Source organism: Streptomyces sp. NPDC002623 (genome assembly GCF_053592635.1).
Genome location: NZ_JBSFWB010000018.1, coordinates 87,527 through 104,371, shown reverse-complemented (window position 1 = coordinate 104,371; position 16,845 = coordinate 87,527). Strand labels below are relative to the sequence as shown.

General features: G+C 66.9%; 17 protein-coding genes, 1 tRNA gene and 2 pseudogenes. 11 read left to right on the top strand and 9 right to left on the bottom strand.

Annotated elements, in window-relative coordinates:
- Nucleotides 1-42: 42 nt before the first annotated feature.
- Together ACWD4O_RS29710 and ACWD4O_RS29705 are read left to right on the top strand one after the other, a co-directional pair.
- Nucleotides 43-759, top strand: coding sequence for a DsbA family oxidoreductase (locus tag ACWD4O_RS29710; RefSeq protein ID WP_451284484.1), 717 nt, complete (start codon nt 43-45; stop codon nt 757-759).
- 96 nt (nt 760-855) lie between these two features.
- Nucleotides 856-1,908 (top strand): aminotransferase class V-fold PLP-dependent enzyme, encoded by a 1,053-nt coding sequence (locus tag ACWD4O_RS29705; protein ID WP_451284482.1) that lies wholly within the window; start codon nt 856-858, stop codon nt 1,906-1,908.
- A 39-nt stretch (nt 1,909-1,947) separates the two neighbouring features.
- Here the strand turns inward: ACWD4O_RS29705 and thpD are convergent, their stop codons facing one another.
- From thpD to ACWD4O_RS29680, 5 genes are all read right to left on the bottom strand, one after another.
- On the bottom strand, nt 1,948-2,847 hold the full coding sequence (thpD, locus tag ACWD4O_RS29700; RefSeq protein WP_451284480.1) for an ectoine hydroxylase: 900 nt from the start codon (nt 2,845-2,847) through the stop codon (nt 1,948-1,950).
- Nucleotides 2,844-3,248 carry an ectoine synthase gene (locus tag ACWD4O_RS29695; RefSeq protein ID WP_450951275.1) on the bottom strand — a complete coding sequence of 135 codons (405 nt, stop codon included), beginning with the start codon at nt 3,246-3,248 and terminating at the stop codon, nt 2,844-2,846. Before ACWD4O_RS29695 ends, thpD begins: the two co-directional genes overlap by 4 nt.
- A gap of 56 nt (nt 3,249-3,304) precedes the next feature.
- Nucleotides 3,305-4,576: a diaminobutyrate--2-oxoglutarate transaminase gene (gene ectB / locus ACWD4O_RS29690; protein WP_451284477.1), complete on the bottom strand. Its 1,272-nt coding sequence runs from the start codon at nt 4,574-4,576 to the stop codon at nt 3,305-3,307.
- Nucleotides 4,577-4,638: 62 nt separating this feature from the next.
- Nucleotides 4,639-5,148 carry a diaminobutyrate acetyltransferase gene (gene ectA / locus ACWD4O_RS29685; RefSeq protein ID WP_451284475.1) on the bottom strand — a complete coding sequence of 170 codons (510 nt, stop codon included), beginning with the start codon at nt 5,146-5,148 and terminating at the stop codon, nt 4,639-4,641.
- Between the two features lie 236 nt (nt 5,149-5,384).
- On the bottom strand, nt 5,385-5,912 hold the full coding sequence (locus ACWD4O_RS29680; RefSeq protein ID WP_451284473.1) for a DinB family protein: 528 nt from the start codon (nt 5,910-5,912) through the stop codon (nt 5,385-5,387).
- A 52-nt stretch (nt 5,913-5,964) separates the two neighbouring features.
- Here ACWD4O_RS29680 and ACWD4O_RS29675 point away from each other — a divergent pair, with 52 nt between their 5' ends.
- The 4 genes from ACWD4O_RS29675 (at nt 5,965) to ACWD4O_RS29660 (ending at nt 10,788) form a co-directional block, all read left to right on the top strand.
- On the top strand, nt 5,965-6,438 hold the full coding sequence (locus ACWD4O_RS29675; RefSeq protein WP_451284471.1) for a hypothetical protein: 474 nt from the start codon (nt 5,965-5,967) through the stop codon (nt 6,436-6,438).
- A gap of 85 nt (nt 6,439-6,523) precedes the next feature.
- Complete coding sequence (locus tag ACWD4O_RS29670) at nt 6,524-7,897, top strand: hypothetical protein (protein ID WP_451284469.1); 1,374 nt, start codon at nt 6,524-6,526, stop codon at nt 7,895-7,897.
- A gap of 78 nt (nt 7,898-7,975) precedes the next feature.
- A tRNA-Ala gene (locus ACWD4O_RS29665) sits at nt 7,976-8,048 on the top strand.
- A gap of 1,006 nt (nt 8,049-9,054) precedes the next feature.
- Nucleotides 9,055-10,788: an AIPR family protein gene (locus ACWD4O_RS29660; protein WP_451284467.1), complete on the top strand. Its 1,734-nt coding sequence runs from the start codon at nt 9,055-9,057 to the stop codon at nt 10,786-10,788.
- A gap of 131 nt (nt 10,789-10,919) precedes the next feature.
- Here the strand turns inward: ACWD4O_RS29660 and ACWD4O_RS29655 are convergent, their stop codons facing one another.
- The 3 genes from ACWD4O_RS29655 to ACWD4O_RS29645 all read right to left on the bottom strand — a co-directional run bounded on the left by ACWD4O_RS29655 (nt 10,920) and on the right by ACWD4O_RS29645 (nt 11,940).
- On the bottom strand, nt 10,920-11,489 hold the full coding sequence (locus ACWD4O_RS29655) for a DUF3885 domain-containing protein (protein ID WP_451284636.1): 570 nt from the start codon (nt 11,487-11,489) through the stop codon (nt 10,920-10,922).
- 146 nt (nt 11,490-11,635) lie between these two features.
- Nucleotides 11,636-11,773 (bottom strand): hypothetical protein, encoded by a 138-nt coding sequence (locus ACWD4O_RS29650; protein ID WP_451284465.1) that lies wholly within the window; start codon nt 11,771-11,773, stop codon nt 11,636-11,638.
- Nucleotides 11,770-11,940 (bottom strand): hypothetical protein, encoded by a 171-nt coding sequence (locus tag ACWD4O_RS29645; RefSeq protein ID WP_451284463.1) that lies wholly within the window; start codon nt 11,938-11,940, stop codon nt 11,770-11,772. The genes ACWD4O_RS29650 and ACWD4O_RS29645 overlap by 4 nt, the downstream gene beginning before the upstream one ends.
- A gap of 31 nt (nt 11,941-11,971) precedes the next feature.
- On the opposite strand from ACWD4O_RS29645, the pseudogene ACWD4O_RS29640 reads away from it, so the two are divergent.
- Nucleotides 11,972-12,352 (top strand): annotated as a pseudogene (locus ACWD4O_RS29640) (hypothetical protein); the annotation flags it as partial.
- Nucleotides 12,337-12,870: pseudogene (locus tag ACWD4O_RS29635) on the top strand (GNAT family N-acetyltransferase); the annotation flags it as partial. The pseudogenes ACWD4O_RS29640 and ACWD4O_RS29635, both read left to right, overlap by 16 nt.
- Nucleotides 12,871-13,074: 204 nt before the next feature.
- Here ACWD4O_RS29635 and ACWD4O_RS29630 read toward each other — a convergent pair.
- Entirely contained in the window at nt 13,075-14,196 is a 1,122-nt protein-coding gene (locus ACWD4O_RS29630) for a pyridoxal-phosphate-dependent aminotransferase family protein (protein ID WP_451284461.1), read from the bottom strand.
- A 174-nt stretch (nt 14,197-14,370) separates the two neighbouring features.
- On the opposite strand from ACWD4O_RS29630, the gene ACWD4O_RS29625 reads away from it, so the two are divergent.
- Genes ACWD4O_RS29625 through ACWD4O_RS29615 form a run of 3 tightly spaced genes read left to right on the top strand, consistent with a single transcriptional unit; the run spans nt 14,371 to nt 16,843 of the window.
- Nucleotides 14,371-15,222, top strand: a complete 852-nt coding sequence (locus ACWD4O_RS29625; protein ID WP_451284459.1) for an ABC transporter substrate-binding protein — start codon at nt 14,371-14,373, stop codon at nt 15,220-15,222.
- Nucleotides 15,219-16,052, top strand: a complete 834-nt coding sequence (locus tag ACWD4O_RS29620) for an amino acid ABC transporter permease (RefSeq protein WP_450950652.1) — start codon at nt 15,219-15,221, stop codon at nt 16,050-16,052. The genes ACWD4O_RS29625 and ACWD4O_RS29620 overlap by 4 nt, the downstream gene beginning before the upstream one ends.
- Nucleotides 16,049-16,843, top strand: coding sequence for an amino acid ABC transporter ATP-binding protein (locus tag ACWD4O_RS29615; protein WP_451284457.1), 795 nt, complete (start codon nt 16,049-16,051; stop codon nt 16,841-16,843). The genes ACWD4O_RS29620 and ACWD4O_RS29615 overlap by 4 nt, the downstream gene beginning before the upstream one ends.
- Nucleotides 16,844-16,845: the final 2 nt, after the last annotated feature.

The following is a 16,845-nucleotide window of genomic DNA, read 5'->3' as shown; positions in this document are numbered from 1 at the left end:
GGAGTCTCCGTGCCACCGGTACGACCTGAAGAGAGCCGAGACATGCGCGTCGAGATCTGGAGCGACATCGCCTGCCCCTGGTGCTACGTGGGCAAGGCCCGCTTCGAGAAGGCTCTGGAGGCCTTCCCGCACCGCGACCAGGTCGAGGTGGTGCACCGCTCCTTCGAGCTGGACCCCGGCCGCGCCAAGAGCGATGTCCAGCCCGTGATCAAGATGCTCACCAAGAAGTACGGCATGAGCGAGGCGCAGGCGCAGGCCGGCGAGGAGAACCTGGGCACCCAGGCCGCCGCCGAGGGCCTCGACTACCGCACCCGTGACCGCGACCACGGCAACACCTTCGACATGCACCGGCTGCTGCACCTCGCCAAGGAGCAGGGCCGGCAGGACGAGCTGATCCAGATCTTCTACCGGGCGAACTTCGCCGAGGAGCGCTCCGTCTTCGCCGAGGGCGACGAGCGGCTCGTGGAGCTGGCCGTCGAGGCCGGGCTCGACGCCGAGGCCGCCCGCAAGGTGCTCGCCGACCCGACCGCCTACGCCGACGAGGTCCGCGCCGACGAGCGCGAGGCCGCCCAGCTCGGCGCGAACGGAGTGCCCTTCTTCGTCCTCGACCGCGCCTACGGCGTCTCCGGCGCCCAGCCCGCCGAGGTCTTCGCCCAGGCGCTGACCCAGGCCTGGGGCGACCGCTCCCCGCTGAAGCTGCTCGACGACGGCGGCGCGCAGGCCTGCGGCCCGGACGGCTGCGCCGTGCCCCAGCACTGATAAGCGCAGGTGGGAGCGGAGCCATAAGCGTTGCTTAGGGGTTCCCCGTAGGAATTCGCGATGGACTGCGACTTCTCCCGGCCGCACAGTGGAGCCATGGAGACGTTCGCGACCCTCGTCCGCGCCGAGTTCGCCCCGAAGAACACCTACCTGAACACCGCGAGCAACGGCCTGCTGCCGGCCCGCACCGTCGCCGCCCTGCAGGCGGCGGCGCTGCTGCGGGCCGAGGGCCGGCCGCTGACCGAGCTGTACGAGGACGTGGAGGCCTGCCGGGCCGGGTACGCCCGGCTGGCCGGCGTCCCGGCCGACCGGGTCGCGCTCGGCGCGTCGGTCGCCGCGCACACCGGTGTGATCGCCGCCTCGCTCCCCGCGGGCGCGGAAGTGCTCACCGCCGAGGACGACTTCACCTCCGTGCTGAACCCGTTCCACGTCCGCGGCGACCTCAAGGTCCGCGCCGTCCCGCTGGAGCGGATCGCCGAGTCGGTCCGGCCCGGCACCGCGCTGGTCGCCGTCAGCGCCGCCCAGTCCGCCGACGGCCGGATCGCCGACCTGCCCGCACTGCGCGAGGCGGCCCATGCGCACGGCGCCCGCACCTACGTCGACTTCTCCCAGGCCGCCGGCTGGCTGCCGATGGACGCCGACGCGTACGACTACACCGCCTCGGTCGCCTTCAAGTGGCTGCTCGGCCCGCACGGAGCGGCGTTCCTCGTCGTCCCGGAGGACTTCGGCGGGCTGACGCCGGTGCTGGCCGGCTGGGTCGCGGGGGAAAATCCGTGGGACAGCTGCTACGGCCCCGTCGCCGAACTCGCCCACTCCGCCCGGCGGTTCGACCTCACCCACGCCCTGTTCACCTACGCCGGTCTGCGCCGCTCCCTCGACCTCCTCGAGGAACTCGGCGTGGCCGCCGTCCAGGCCCATGACCTCGCCCTCGCCGACCGCTTCCGCACGGGCCTGGCCGGACTCGGCCACCGACCGGTGCCCGCGCCCGGCTCCGCGATCGTCTCCGTGCCCGGACTCGGCGTCCGCCAGCCCGAGTTGAGCGCCGCGGGCATCGAGGTCTCCAACCGCGCCGGCAATCTGCGGGCCGCCTTCCACCTGTACAACACGCCCGCGGACGTCGACCGCCTGCTGGACGTGCTGTCGGGCTGACCCCCCGGCCGGCAACCGGGGGGCCGAGGCCCACAGCCGTCAGCGGACCGGGGTGAAGTCCCGGGCCCCGATGAACTCCGGCCGCCGGATCGGCGCCGCGAAGGGCTCCACGGCCGCGTTCTCCACGCTGTTGAACACGAGGAACACATTGCTGCGCGGGAACGGCGTGATGTTGTCGCCGGACCCGTGCATGCAGTTGCAGTCGAACCAGGTCGCGGAACCGGCCCTGCCCGTGAAGAGCTTGATGCCGTACTCGCCCGCCATCTCGGTCAGCGCCTCGTCCGACGGCGTGCCCGCGTCCTGCATCTGCAGCGACTTCTTGTAGTTGTCCTCGGGGGTGGCCCCGGCGCAGCCGAGGAACGTCCGGTGCGAGCCCGGCATGATCATCAGGCCGCCGTTGGTGTCGAGGTTCTCGGTCAGCGCGATCGACACGGACACCGTCCGCATGTTCGGCAGACCGTCCTCGGCGTGCCAGGTCTCGAAGTCGGAGTGCCAGTAGAAGCCGCCGGCCCCGAAGCCCGGCTTGACGTTGATCCGGGACTGGTGGACGTACACGTCCGAGCCGAGGATCTGCCGGGCCCGCCCGGCGACCCGCTCGTCGCGGGCGAGGGCGGCGAAGACGGGGCTCAGCTTGTGCACCTCGAAGACGGACCGGATCTCCTCGGACCGCGGCTCGACGATCGACCGCTCGTCGGCCCGGATCGCCGGATCGGCGACTAGCCGCTCCAGCTCCCGCCGGCAGACGGTCACCTCGTCGTCGCTGATCAGCTTCTCGACGGCGAGGAAGCCGTCGCGCTCGTAGGTCCGGAGGCTGGCCGCCGGGATCGGGCCCGGAGCGTCGGGGGAGCCCCATACGACGGGGTCCTGACGGGGGACGGACACCTCGGCGGCGCCACGGGTGGGGTAGAGATCGGTGAGCGTGGTGGTCACGGTGCTCACACCTCCTCGGGCTCGGTCAGCAGGGGATAGACGCCGTTCTCGTCGTGGTCCTCCCGTCCGGTCACGGGCGGGTTGAACACGCACAGACAGCGGAAGTCCTCCTCGACGCGGAGCGTGTGCCGCTCGTGCCCGTCGAGGAGGTACATGGTCCCGGGCGTGATGCGGTGCGTCCGCCCGGTCTCGTGGTCGGTCAGCTCGGCCTCGCCCGCCATGCAGACGACGGCCTCGATGTGGTTCGCGTACCACATCGACGTCTCGGTGCCGGCGTACAGAATCGTTTCGTGCAGCGAGAATCCGACGCGTTCCCGGGCGAGGACGATGCGCTTGCTCTCCCAGGTGCCGGACGCCGCCCGCACATGCCGGTCGGTGCCTTCGATGTCCTTGAACGAACGGACGATCACGGGGTGCGATGCCTCCCAGATAGGTGACGGTGTTCGTGGCGCGGCTCCCGAGGAGGTCAGACGGTCTCCCGCACCGCGCGGGCGACGACGCTCAGGCCCTCGTCCAGCTCCTCGGGGGTGATGGTCAGGGCCGGCAGCAGCTTGACGACCTCGCCCTCCGGGCCGGACGTCTCGATCAGCAGACCCAGCTCGAAGGCCCGCTTCGCGACCCGCCCGGCGCGTGCCTTCTCGTGGAACTCCAGGCCCCACACCAGACCGCGGCCCCGGTACTCCTTGACGTCGGCGAGGTTCTCCTCGGTGATGGAGATGAGCCCCTGCTCGATCTGCTCGCCACGCGCCCGGGTCTGCTTCTCCATCGCGGACCCGTCGGCCCAGTAGGTCTCCAGGGCGGCGGTGGCGGTGACGAAGGCCGGGTTGTTGCCGCGGAAGGTGCCGTTGTGCTCGCCCGGCTCCCACACGTCCAGCTCCGGCCTGAACAGGCAGAGCGACATGGGCAGTCCGTAGCCGCTGATCGACTTGGACACGGTGACGACGTCCGGGACGATCCCGGCCTCCTCGAAGGAGAAGAACGCTCCGGTGCGCCCGCAGCCCATCTGGATGTCGTCGACGATCAGCAGCATGTCCTGCCGCTCGCACAGTTCCTTGAGCGCGCGCAGCCACTCCGGACGTGCGACGTTGATGCCGCCCTCGCCCTGCACGGTCTCGACGATCACGGCCGCCGGCTTGTTGAGCCCGGACCCCTGGTCCTCCAACAGCCGCTCGAACCACAGGAAGTCGGGGATCTGACCGTCGAAGTAGTTGTCGAACGGCATGGGCGTGCCGTGCACCAGCGGGATCCCGGCGCCGGCCCGCTTGAACGCGTTGCCGGTCACGGCGAGCGACCCCAGCGACATCCCGTGGAAGGCGTTGGTGAACGACACGATGGCCTCGCGCCCCTTCACCTTCCGCGCCAGCTTCAGCGCGGACTCCACGGCGTTGGTGCCGGTCGGGCCCGGGAACATGACCTTGTAGGGCAGTTCACGCGGACGCAGCACCAGATCCTGGAAGGTCTCCAGGAACGACCGCTTGGCGACGGTCGACATGTCGAGCCCGTGCGTGACGCCGTCCCGCATCAGATAGTCGACCAACGCCCGTTTGAGCACGGGGTTGTTGTGGCCGTAGTTGAGTGACCCGGCGCCGGCGAAGAAGTCGAGATACCGATGACCGTCCTCGTCGTACATGCGGCTGCCCTGTGCACGGTCGAACACGGCGGGCCAGCCGCGGCAGTAGCTGCGCACTTCGGACTCGAGGGTCTCGAAGACGCTGAGGTCGGGCTGGGTGATGCTCACGACGAACACTCCTCGGTGTGGGGGGTGTGGGGGGCGTGTGGGGGTGAGAGGGTGAGGCCGGCTCAGCGGGACAGGGGGCCGATCCGGTACATGACCTCGGGGTCGTGCGGACCGTCCGGGAACAGGTCCTCGCCGAACAACACCTCGCGGCTGACGGGCGCGTCATGCCGGGCGGCGTACGAGGCGAACAGCCGCTCGGAGGCGGTGTTGCCCGGGGTGATGGTCGTTTCGACGAGGGTGACGAGCGGGCGGTGGGCGACGAGCCGCGCGGTGAGCCCGTCGAGCAGGGCCGCGGCGAGACCGCGCCCGCGGTGCGCGGGATCCACGGCCACCTGCCAGATCAGCAGGGTGCGCGGGTCCTCGGGCCGTACGTAACCGGTGACGAACCCGACCGGCTCGCCGCCCTCGCTCCGCGCCACCGCCGAGGTGACGGCGAAGTCCCGGCACCACAGCAGATAGCTGTAGGACGAGTTCAGATCGAGCGTTCCGGATTCCTTGGCGATACGCCAGAGTGCGGCCCCGTCGGCAATGGTCGGGCGGTCGATAAGGAGTTCTGTGGGTGCGGCGGTCATGCGGATTGAACCTACCCAGGGAAATTCAATAACGCATGGAGGGCTGGTGCGGATTCCGTGATGCAGGAGGGGCAGGGGTTGGCTATATGGCGATTTGCCCGCCATTAAAGCGGGCAAATCGCACCTCCTGTGCAATGCGTCACGCCGACGCGAAACCCTCTCGAAATCCCCGGGATATCCCCGTGTTTAGTGTAGGGAATCCGGGGCAGAAGAACCTGGAGTTCCCATTACCGAATTCAGGTTCCGGTGACCCCGTCGATACGTTCCCGGATAATGTCCGCGTGCCCGTTGTGCCGGGCGTACTCCTCGATCATGTGGATGAGCATCCAACGCAGGCTGACCTCGACGCCGGCCATCGGTCCGTCGAGGATCCGCCCGGTGTCGTCCAGCGACCGCCCTGCGATCAGCTCACGCCCCCGCGCGATCTCCCGCCGCCAGACGGCCAACGCCTCGTCGAGCCCTCGCCCGGCGTCGAGGGCGTACCCGGTCCTCTCCTCGAAGACCGGCGGCAGGTCGAGCCCGGCGAACGCCCGCTGGAACCAGTTCCGTTCGACCTCGGCCATGTGCTGCACCAGCCCGAGCAACGTCAACGCGGACGGCTCGGCGGAGGTCCGCCGCAGCTGCTCGTCGTCCAGCCCCGCACACTTCAGCGCCAGCGTGCTCCGATGAAACTCCAACCAGCTCTCCAGCATGGGGAGTTCGTCACCGGTCAGGAGAGGGACGGGCCGGCCGTCGGGGAGGGTGAGGGATGTGTTCGTGGTCATCGGGGCAGGATGGCACGGGGCGGGCATCGATCACCGGTGGTTGGAGTCGGACATGCAGATCGCGGGAATCGTCATCTCGATCGTCGCCCTGCTCGTGAGCGGCGTCGCCGTTCTCTACACGACACGGACGGACAAACGGGATGTGTTCCTGAGGCTGCACGAAACGCTCATCTCTCCCGAATTGCAGAGAGGGCGGAAGGTGCTGTTCGACCTCTACCGTCGGCAAGGCGCGGTCGAGGACCTCGGCCCGCTCGACTGCGAACTCGCCAACCGGGTCCTGGCGGCTCTGGACGTCGCCGGGTACTACTGCGAGAAGAAATACGTGGACGAGGAGGACTTCCTGGAGCTCTGGGCCCCGGCTCTGGGCCGGTTGAAGTACGCCGCCGCACTGTTCGTCGAGCATCGGGACGGCATGTTTCCGGGAATGCCCGTCTGGCCGCGCTACATGCGACTCGCCAACCGGGCGGAGGCGCGACTCATCGCCTCGGGTGCGACCCCATCGGTCCTCTCCGATCGCAGTCTGTAGATCGAAGTCTGCAGTAGGGGAAGCGAGGGGGGCGCAGGCGGATATTCAGTGGAGACCTGGTCGTGCCGATGGCACGGTGAGGTCCATGCCGTCGCCCGTAGTCGAACGACTGCTTCTTGAACTGCACACCTCGCTCAACCTGCGCAAGCGTCCGGAAGACGTGGCCCGGCTCGTCCAGGACCTCTACGCCGCACAGGAGACCGACCTCGACACCGCGACCGAGGCGGCGCTCGCCAAAGCCGCCGAGCACTCGCTACGCAACCTCTGGCACGGCTACACCTCCATGCGTGAGGAGTTCGCCCGCCCCATCGGCGCGCAACGCCAACTCCTCCGAGCGGCAACCCTGTTCACGAACGTGCCGGAACTCCCGGGCGGCGCCGGGGACGATCCGGCACGCATCGAGGCGGTGATCCGACAGGCGGGCGAGGAGATCGGCCGCTCGTACGGGCAGAACGACTTCGGCAGGGACCGCCTCGACCGGGCGGAGCGCACGGCGGCGGGCCTCGGCGAGATCTCCAAGCGCCAGTACAACAAGCGCTTCAGGCTGCTGCGCAGGATGGAAGCCAAACTGGCCCGGGTCATTCATGAGCAGCGCCGCCGCGAAGTGACCCTGACCGGCAAAGGTGCGCTCGCCCACGTTCTGCCGTACGAGCTGTTCGCCACCGACCCGGACACGGCGGCCTTCATCGCGTACTTCACGGCGCGTGGTCACATGCGCAGCGTCTTCACCAACGGTCGCCAGCGTCAGGCCTACGACGAGGTCGCAGAGGCCCTGTTCCAGCGGCTGCGGAACTTCCCCGAGCGGACGTGCTGGTACGCCGTCGCGCATGTGCACCCCACGGCCGAAGTGCTGGCCCAGGTGTCCGACCAGGACCTCACGCACCTGCTGCTGCGGTGGAACGACTTCCTGCGCCAGGTCGCCGACCTGCTGGAGGACGCCTGGAACCGGCACCCACTCGAACGGGACACGATGATTGTGCGCCGTGGCGACGACTCGTCCACGTGGAACCGGGCCGCACAGGCGTGGAACACGGCCCGGGCCCACTGGTTCGCGCTGCTGAGCGAGCTGGGCCAGGACGAGCTCCTCGACCGGTTCTGTCCCGGCAAGGTGCCCCGACTGATGGCGGCCGACGTGGCGTACTGGCACCGCATGAGCGGCGGGGGGCTGCACCCAGACACCTACGTCTGGGCAGAGCTTCCGCTGCCCTGGGAGGTACTCAGGGGTGAGAAGGAATGCCCACGCTCACTCGTCGAGGCAGCCTGCGCCCGGTATCGGGTGGACCCGGTGTCCGGTGCCTGGACCGCCCCCAGACCGGCAGCCGAAGCCGTCGCGTTCCGACGGACGCCCGAACTGGTCCACGGAGTCGCCGTCGCCGACCCGCTCGCGGCCAGTGCGCTGCGGTCGGCCGGGATCTTCTCCGGCAAGCACAAACGTGCTGCCGTCCAGGAATGGTGGTGATCGACGGCACCGCACGCACGAGTCCGCGACGGTAAAGCAGTTGCCTCGTGCGGCGACCGCGGCGATGATCACACCGGCGACGAGGAAGCTCTGCGGAGGAGCGCCCGGCTCGCATTCCGGGTGGACGCAGGTTCGAATCCTGCCCTCGTCGTCTTCACAGCTTTCGATGAACAGCCTGCGGTCCGGGTGGTCGGCGCACTCGCTCGAAGAGGAGCGCGAATCATGAAATGTCGGGGCTAACCGGACGACGTTTTCTTCGCATGCCGGTCTTCTCGTCTGGCTGGGCCCGGGAGGTCCGCGTTGGCTATCTGCCTGTCCAGATGAGGATCGCTCGGTCACTTGGCCGGCCCGCTCTTCAGCTCGTCCCGAACCCGTTTGATTTCCGGCATGGTGCAGGACTTGTTCACCATGGCGATCCGTACGAACCGCTCCCTCGGCCAGGAGACAGCGACGCGGACGTGCTGGAACCCGCCACGATGAGGAAAAGTCGGCTGGGTGTGCCGTGTGCCTTGACCGAGCTGGGCCTGAGGTAGGCCGAGTTGACCGAGGCAGGCAATGGCCTGGAAGTCGTACGCCATGCTCGCCTGTCAGCGGACCCAGCACGCAGAGGCCGTGGACGCCGGGTATGCGGCCCGGGCGACGGCCATGGCTCGGCGAAACCTCTTCTACAGGTCTCTTTGCGCACGCTTGTACGGCCTCGCCCACTCCAGTCTCGGGGAGCGTCAGGCCGTGATCCGTTCCCGGGAGTACGCCTAGGAGGCGTTGGGGAACGTGTCCTGGACGGAGTTCCGTCCGAGCTGGGTGGCTGCCCACGTGGAGGCTTAGCTGACTGCCATCACCGCACCCACCCAGCTCGGTTGCGCCGCCGTCGCCCTGCAGTCGCGTGTTCGCTTGAGGGGGTTGCTATTGGTCGACGGCCGCTGTCGAGGGCCGTGCAGAGTTCAGGAACGGCCCAGCCTGTCCGGCGCACAGCCGCGTCACGACCGACGACAGGTGCCTTCGACGGTGTCCGGCTGCGCCTCCACCCACGACGGATATGTTCAACAGTTCGGACCTGGAGCTCGTATCGAGTTATGGGTCGTTGTCTTGCGGCGGGCGTACCTCATCGCCAAAATGGGAGCTTGTGTAGTCGTAGGGATCACCTGGGGGCTCTGCAGATGGCCGTGAAGAGCAATGATCAACGCCTGCTCGACCGCATTCTCGAGGATCAACGACGTCGACTTGCGCCAAATCAGAAGATGGACGATTTCTTCAACTATTTCGCGGCGAGTACAGCACTGCAGGACCTGGATCTGGACATTGACGAGCTTCGAGATGGCATCGTTGATGGTTCTCATGATTGCGGTATTGACGGCCTTTGGGTTCTTGTTGATGACCGTTACGTTTCGGCTAGTATCGAACGACACGTAACCGTTAGAGCCAACAAGATTGAGCTGGTAATTCTGCAGGCGAAAACATCTCCTGGATATCAGGAGAATGCTTTCGAGAAGTTGCATTACCACTTGCCTTTGCTGATGGACATGGATCGTGACGTAAAGGAGCTATCCGAATCAACAAACGCAAAGCTGCTGGACCGTACAGGCCGGTTCCTTAACGTCCTGGAGGCTCTTGCCTCCAGCTTCCCTGAGGTGTCAATCAGGGTCATTTATGCCACGCGATCCGCAGAGCCACCGCATCCTAACGTCCGCGCGAAAGGAAATAGGCTCGCTCGCGAGTTGGCCAAGGTCGCGTCCCAGACGAAATGCGAAGTCGAGTATCTGGGTGCTGTAGAACTAAGGGCGTTGTCAGCCCGGGGTGCTGTGGTTGTATCCGAAATGGTGTTTACCGAGACGCCCATGGGTACGTCACTCGGTGAAGGCTATGTCTGCCTGGTGCGCCTGGATGAATACCATAAATTCATCACCTCGGATAATGGTGCATTGCGTCTCGAGTTATTTGAATCGAATGTGCGAGACTATGCGGGGCGTACGTCAGTAAACACTGAAATCGGTGAAACTCTGAAGTCCAGCCATCGCGAGGACTTCTGGTGGTTCAATAATGGTGTGACGATCGTAGCGGAAGAAGTCAGGATCGCTGGAAAGAAGATCGTAATCAGGGATCCTCAGATCGTGAATGGCCTGCAGACGAGCCATGAAATATTCAACCACTTCCAGAATGCTGGACATCATAACGATCGGTCGGTCCTTGTCAGGGTAATGGTTCCGCCGACTTCCGGGCGGGCGAGAGATGTCATCATTCGCGCTACCAACAGCCAGACGCAACTCCCGCCGGGTGCCCTGCGTGCTACTGAGAAGATTCAGAAAGATACTGAGGAGTCTCTGGCGCGAGACGGCTATTACTACGAGCGGCGGGCAAATTACTATAAGAACTTGGGATTCCCTCTCGAGCAAGTCGTCTCCATGTCGCGACTTGCTCGAGAATACACGGCATTTGTCGTGGGTGAGCCACACACCGCGCTTAAGTACTCGGAGACGCTGCTATTAGACGACTCGCACTACTATAAAGTCTTCTCGACCGACACTGATCTCGACCTCTTCAGGTTGGTGCTTGATGTGCATGTGCGAATCGGCGAGTTTCTTTCTGTCTACGCCGAAGATCGACCGTTGCTTGGTGACACTGCAGAGAACTGGCGATACCATCTCGCATACATGAGTTCATTCACTCTGACGCGTTTGCGGAGGCCCACTCAAAGAGATCTCCTGAACGTGAGAACTGAACACCTGACAGATGCTCTTATGGGGGCGATGACGAATCTCCTGGATCGAGAATATCGTGCCACGTTCAGAGGGAACAGGGCTCAGGGAATCGACAAAGTGGCCCGCAGTCAGGACTTTACGCTCAGGCTGCGTCAAGCCACTATTGCGATGCGTCGATTCAAGATTGATCGATGATCACCTGATCGTCGACCGGAACGGGCTCCCACTCTCCCTTGCCTTCGTAGGCATCGCGGCAGGGCTCGTCTGCCTCCGTCAGCTGATTTCCTGAATCAGGCACGGTGGGCGGGCGTGGCGATCCGAGGCTGTCAGAGACCTGAGGGATGACTGGAGAGCCAGTTGGCATGCCGATCGCGCGTGTGGTCCCGCTCCTGCGGTGTGGTGAGGAAGACGTCGGCACCACCGTCGTAGGGGTGGTGGATGCGCCGCATCCGAGTGTCGGTGATGAGGACTCCCGCCTCCTTGTCGTCGGCGACGTCACGGAGCAACTCGTCAATGCAGCCACGTTGCCAAGGTCGGCGGGCAACGAAGAGGTGACAGTAGGTGCGGAGCCCCGGCTCTGGATCGTCCTGCACCAGCAGGCTCTGCCAGTAGTCGGCGTCGGGTTGGAGCGGAGGGACTTCGGCTTCAGTCGCCCAGCGGGGAGTGATCACGTATACGTCTGCGCCGACGAACAACTCGTCGAGGACGGTGTTGTAACGCGCCAGGACGACGGCGTACTCGCTCTCGTTCTCTGCGTACCGCTTCGACTCCGGCAGGCTGTGAAAGCGCACCCAGAGATCTCGATACGGGTCACGCAGCTTGTGGCCGACCGGAGGGCAGTGGGGCCATCGCAGCTGCCACAACTCTGTCAAAGCCGTCTGCCCGCTTCTAGACACCTGCTGCAATCCCCCTCTTGTGTATGGCCCGTATCGACGACCATGATGCCCGGCGCCCACTCGCCAAGAGAAATGACTTCTTACCTGTCTCGGCTTGGCTGTTTGTCCAGTGTGGTGCAGTTGCCTGCCCTGGGGCACCAATGGAGTCAGGCGGTCTTTGCTCCTCCAGAAGATCCAAGGAGATGGGCGACGCCGCCCTGGGTATCGGTGATGACGCCCTCTTTGCTTACCTCGGCGTCGTACACCTGGTCGCCGACCCACGCCCTGGGCTGTTCCTCGGTCACTTGGCCGGCTCGCTCTCCAGCTTGCCCCAGACCCGTTTTCCCCAGCGGAAGAGGTCGGTGCCCCAACGGTTGGTCAAGGCGTTGATCAGGACCAACCCCCGGCCACTCGTGGAGAGTTCGCCGTCGGACTGCCGGATCTCCGGCATCGTGCGGGACTTGTCGACCACGGCGATCCGTATGAACCGCTCGCTCGGCGAGGAGCCGCGGCCGAGCTGGGCGGCTTTCTACGGGAGCGCCGAACTCGTCGCCATCACTGCGATCGTTCGGGACCGGATCGGGGACTCGGGTCGTGCCGAGGCGGCATCCCACAGGGCTCTGGCCGGAGTTCCGAAGCAGTTCCGCAGAAACAGGGCCATGGCCACGACACGGCTCGCTCTGGCCCAACTTCGTCAACGGGACATCGACCAGGTGTGTGCCACGGCGTCCACCGTGTTCGACCTGATGAACGGGGACCTGCTCCCGGGGCGGATGCGTTCTCTCCTCGGCGACTACTACCGGGACTTGATCACTCTTGCGCCGGATGCTCGGATCGCACAAGAGTGGGGAGACCGCTTCCGATCCGAATGGAGTCGATCTTGAGTTCCGCAGATCTGGTCGTCCGCCGCTTCACGTACGCTGACCTCCCAAAGATCCGCCAGACGCTGATCGACGTGCACGCAGACGCCTACGTGGACGCCATGGACGACGAGTTCAACCAGCGCTTCCCCTGGTTCGTCGACCACTGGGGCGGCAACCCCGGCTTCGACTGCGTGATTGCCTACGACGGCGAGGAAGCCGTGGCCTTCGCGTACGGAGCCCCGGCGACCCCGTACCGCGAGTGGTGGCGCGAGCACGTGAGCCCCGCTCCGGAGAAGGACCGCACGTTCTCCTACTCCGAGCTGGCCGTCCGCACGGCCTATCGGAAGCGGGGCGTGTCCGCTGTCGTCACCCGGGCCTTCCTGAAGGTGCGGGACGAGGACCTCGCCGTCCTCCTCGTCGACACCGGACACCCTCGAGTGCAGACGCTGTACGACTCCTGGGGCTTCCGGAAGGTGGGCGAACGGCAACCCTTCCCCGACTCCCCGGTGTACGCCGTCATGCTGGCCGAACTGCCCTTGGCTCGTGAGTGTCGGCGACACCTTGACTGTTCTCACCGAGGCGCACCTGGGCGGAAACGCCGAGAAGGATCAGGCGATCCTGAAGAGCGGCAGGTAGCCGGGGCGGGTTGGGCGTGAGGGTGCTTGGTGTGGGCAGGGCGAGCTGTCGGCGGTGATCCCGAACGCCTGCCGACCCCGGTCTGAATCCTGCCCCGGGTCCGACTTCTACCCCCGGCCCCCCGCCGCCGCGCGCAGTGCCCCCGGCAGGTCCACGTCCAGGCCCTTCTCCGTGAGGGCGGTGCACAGTGCGGTCAGGCAGGCCTGGACGATGTCCGTCGTCGCGTCGGCGCCGTAGTGGTTGACCCGGATCATCTCCTTGGCCAGGGCGCCCCCGCCCGCGGCCAGCGGCAGCGTGGGGTCGTCGGACAGCGCACGGGCCACCAGCTCCGACGCCACCACGCCGGGCGGGGTGCGTAGCGTCGTGGCGACCGGGGCCGCGTCCGCCGCGTCGTGGACGTACGGCTCCAGACCGCCGCCCAGGGCAACGGCGCCCGCACGGGTCGCCGCCGCGGCGGACGCGTGCCGGGCCATCGTCGTCTCCAGCCCCTGCGCCTCGATCCGCTCGACGCACGCCTCCAGGGCCAGCATCTCCAGCTGGGCCGGCGCGTGCAGCAGCGCCTTGCGGCCGCCGTCGATCCAGCGCTCCTTCCAGTCGAGGAGGGAGAGGTACGAGCGGCGCGGGGCCGTAGGGTTCGCGGCCATCCGGGCCCACGCCCGCTCGCTCACCGACACCGCCGACACACCCGCCGGGCCGCCCATCGCCTTCTGTGCCCCGATCACGCACAGGTCCACGCCCCACGCGTCCGGCAGCACCGGCTCCGCGCCGATCGAGGCGACCGCGTCCAGGTAGAACAGCGCGCCGTGCTCCCGCACCGCCTCGCCGATCCCGGCGACCGGGTTGGTGTTGCCGGTCGCCGCCTCCGCGTGCACCAGCGACACGAAGTCGATCTCCGGGTGCTCGGCGAAGGCCGCCCGGAGCTGCGCGGCCGTGACGGCCGTGTGGAACGGCACCGCGAGGTCGATCACCTTCGCGCCGCAGTCCCGCAGCCAGTCCCCGAAGGTCTGCCCGTACGGCCCGGTGATCACGTTCAGCGCGGTCGTGCCCGGACCGGCCGTGCCGCGGATCGCGCCCTCCAGCGGCAGCAGTGCCTCGCCCTGCATGATCACGACGTCCTGCCGGGTGTCCAGCAGACGGGCCACGCGGTCCTCGATCGAGGCGAAGTGGGCGGCGCTCAGCGGGGACAGATCGAGGAACGGGTGTGTCACGGCGGTGCTCTCTTTGCTCACGGGGTATGGGTGACGAGAGTAACCGCCCCTGTTCCCACCTTCCGGATCGATGGACCCACCTTCCGGATCGATGACTTCGTAGGTCGAACCGCCCCGCAGCCATCGGTTTGGTTTGAGCGCCTCAAACTTCTCCTTATAATCGGAACTCATAGTTCTCTTACAGGAAGGCCCGCCGTGAACCCCCTCTCCGGGCGCCGGACCCGCGTTCTGGCCGCCACCACCGCGACGGCCGGGCTGCTGCTCGTGTCCGCCTGTACCTCCAGCGACGACGGTGGCAGCGGCTCCAAGACCGCCGCCGGCGGGGTCGAGCTCGTCAAGGCGGGCCAGCTCACCACCTGCACCCACCTGCCCTACCCGCCCTTCCAGTCGGAGATCGACGGCAAGGTGCAGGGCTTCGACGTGTCGCTCATCGACCTCGTCGCCGAGGACCTGGGCGTGAAGCAGGAGATCCTCGACACGCCGTTCGAGAACTTCAAGACCGGCGCCTTCCTCAACTCGGGCGAGTGCGACGTGGCCGCGGCCGGCATGACCATCACCGACGAGCGCAAGAAGAACGTCGACTTCTCCGACCCGTACTTCGAGGCCACCCAGGCCCTCCTGGTCGACAAGAAGGCCGGCCTCACCTCGCTCGCCGACGTGAAGGCCAAGAACGCCAAGCTCGGCACCCAGGCGCAGACGACCGGCGAGGACTACGCGAAGAAGGAGGGCTTCGACCCGGTCTCCTTCGAGTCCTCCGACGCGGTCCTCAACGGTCTGCGCTCCGGTCAGGTCAAGGCCGTCGTCATCGACTACCCGGTGGTCCAGGGCTGGCTGAAGGACAAGGCGAACGCGGCCGCCTTCGAGGTCGCGGACAACATCAACACCGGTGAGCAGTACGGCTTCACGGTGAAGAAGGGCAACGCCAAGCTTCTCGCCGCGATCAATAAGGCGCTCGCTGCGGCCAAGTCGGACGGCACGTACAAGACGCTGTACGAGAAGTGGATCGGCCCGTACGACGAGTCGGCCGCGTCGCCCGCCGCGTCATGACCTCCACGGACGTACCACTCCAGCCCAGACGGAAGGGGCTGACGCGACGCCAGAAGCGTCGTCTCTCGCGCGGCGCGCAGTACGTCGTCTTCGTCGCGGCCGTGATCGCCTTCGCGGCCTCGGCCGACTGGGGCAGGCTGAAGAACCAGTTCGCCCAGTGGAGCATCGCCAAGGAGATGTTCCCGGACGTCATCACGCTGGCGCTGAAGAACACCGTGCTGTACACGGTGTCCGGCTTCGCCGTCGGACTGGCGCTCGGCATGGTCGTCGCGCTGATGCGGCTCTCCTCTGTCGGCCCGTACCGCTGGCTGGCCGGGATCTACATCGAGATCTTCCGCGGTCTGCCCGCCCTGCTGATCTTCATCTTCATCGGCGTGGCCGTCCCGCTGGCCTTCCCGGGCACGGAGATCGTCGGCGGCACCTACGGCAAGGTCGCCCTCGCCCTCGGTCTGGTCGCCGCGGCCTACATGGCGGAGACGATCCGCGCGGGCATCCAGGCCGTCCCCAAGGGGCAGCTGGAGGCAGCCCGTTCGCTGGGCTTCTCGCCGGCCCGGGCGATGATCTCCATCGTCATCCCGCAGGCGTTCCGGATCATCCTCCCGCCCCTCACCAACGAACTGGTCCTCCTCTTCAAGGACTCCTCGCTGGTCCTCTTCCTGGGCGTGACCCTGGAAGAACGCGAACTGTCCAAGTACGGCCGCGACCTGGCCAGCACGACGGCCAACTCCACGCCGATCCTGGTCGCCGGCCTCTGCTACCTGCTGGTGACCATCCCGCTCGGCTTCGTCGTGCGCCGTATGGAGGCCAAGGCCCAGGAGGCCACCAAGTGAGCAGCACTGCAGAGATCGAAGTACGCGGACTGCACAAGTCCTTCGGCGCCAACGAGGTGCTGCGGGGCATCGACCTGGAGATCGGCCGGGGCGAGGTCGTGTGCGTGATCGGCCCGTCCGGCTCGGGCAAGTCGACGCTGCTGCGCTGCGTGAACCTCCTCGAAGAGCCCACCAAGGGGCAGGTCTTCGTCGGCGGCGCCGAACTCACCGACCCCGATGTCGACATCGACGCCGTCCGCCGCCGTATCGGCATGGTCTTCCAGCAGTTCAACCTCTTCCCGCACCTGTCGGTGACCGAGAACCTCACGCTGCCGCAGCGCCGGGTGCTCAGGCGCGGCAAGGCGGAGGCGGCGAAGGTGGCCGCCGAGAACCTCGAACGCGTCGGCCTGGCGGAGAAGGCGGACGCCTACCCCGCCTCCCTCTCCGGCGGCCAGCAGCAGCGGGTCGCGATCGCCCGGGCCCTCGCCATGGGCCCCGCGGTGATGCTGTTCGACGAACCGACGTCGGCGCTCGACCCGGAACTGGTCGGGGACGTCCTGGCCGTCATGCGCATGCTCGCCAACGAGGGCATGACGATGATGGTCGTCACCCATGAGATGACCTTCGCCCGCGAGGTCGCCGACCGGGTCGTCTTCATGGACGGCGGCGTGATCGTCGAGGACGGCGCGCCCGCTCAGGTCATCGGCGCCCCGAGCCACGAGCGCACCCGCCACTTCCTCTCCCGCCTCCTCGACCCGGCGATGGCCGACGTGGAGGAGGAGACCTCGGACCAGGTGGGCAAGAGCGACTAGCC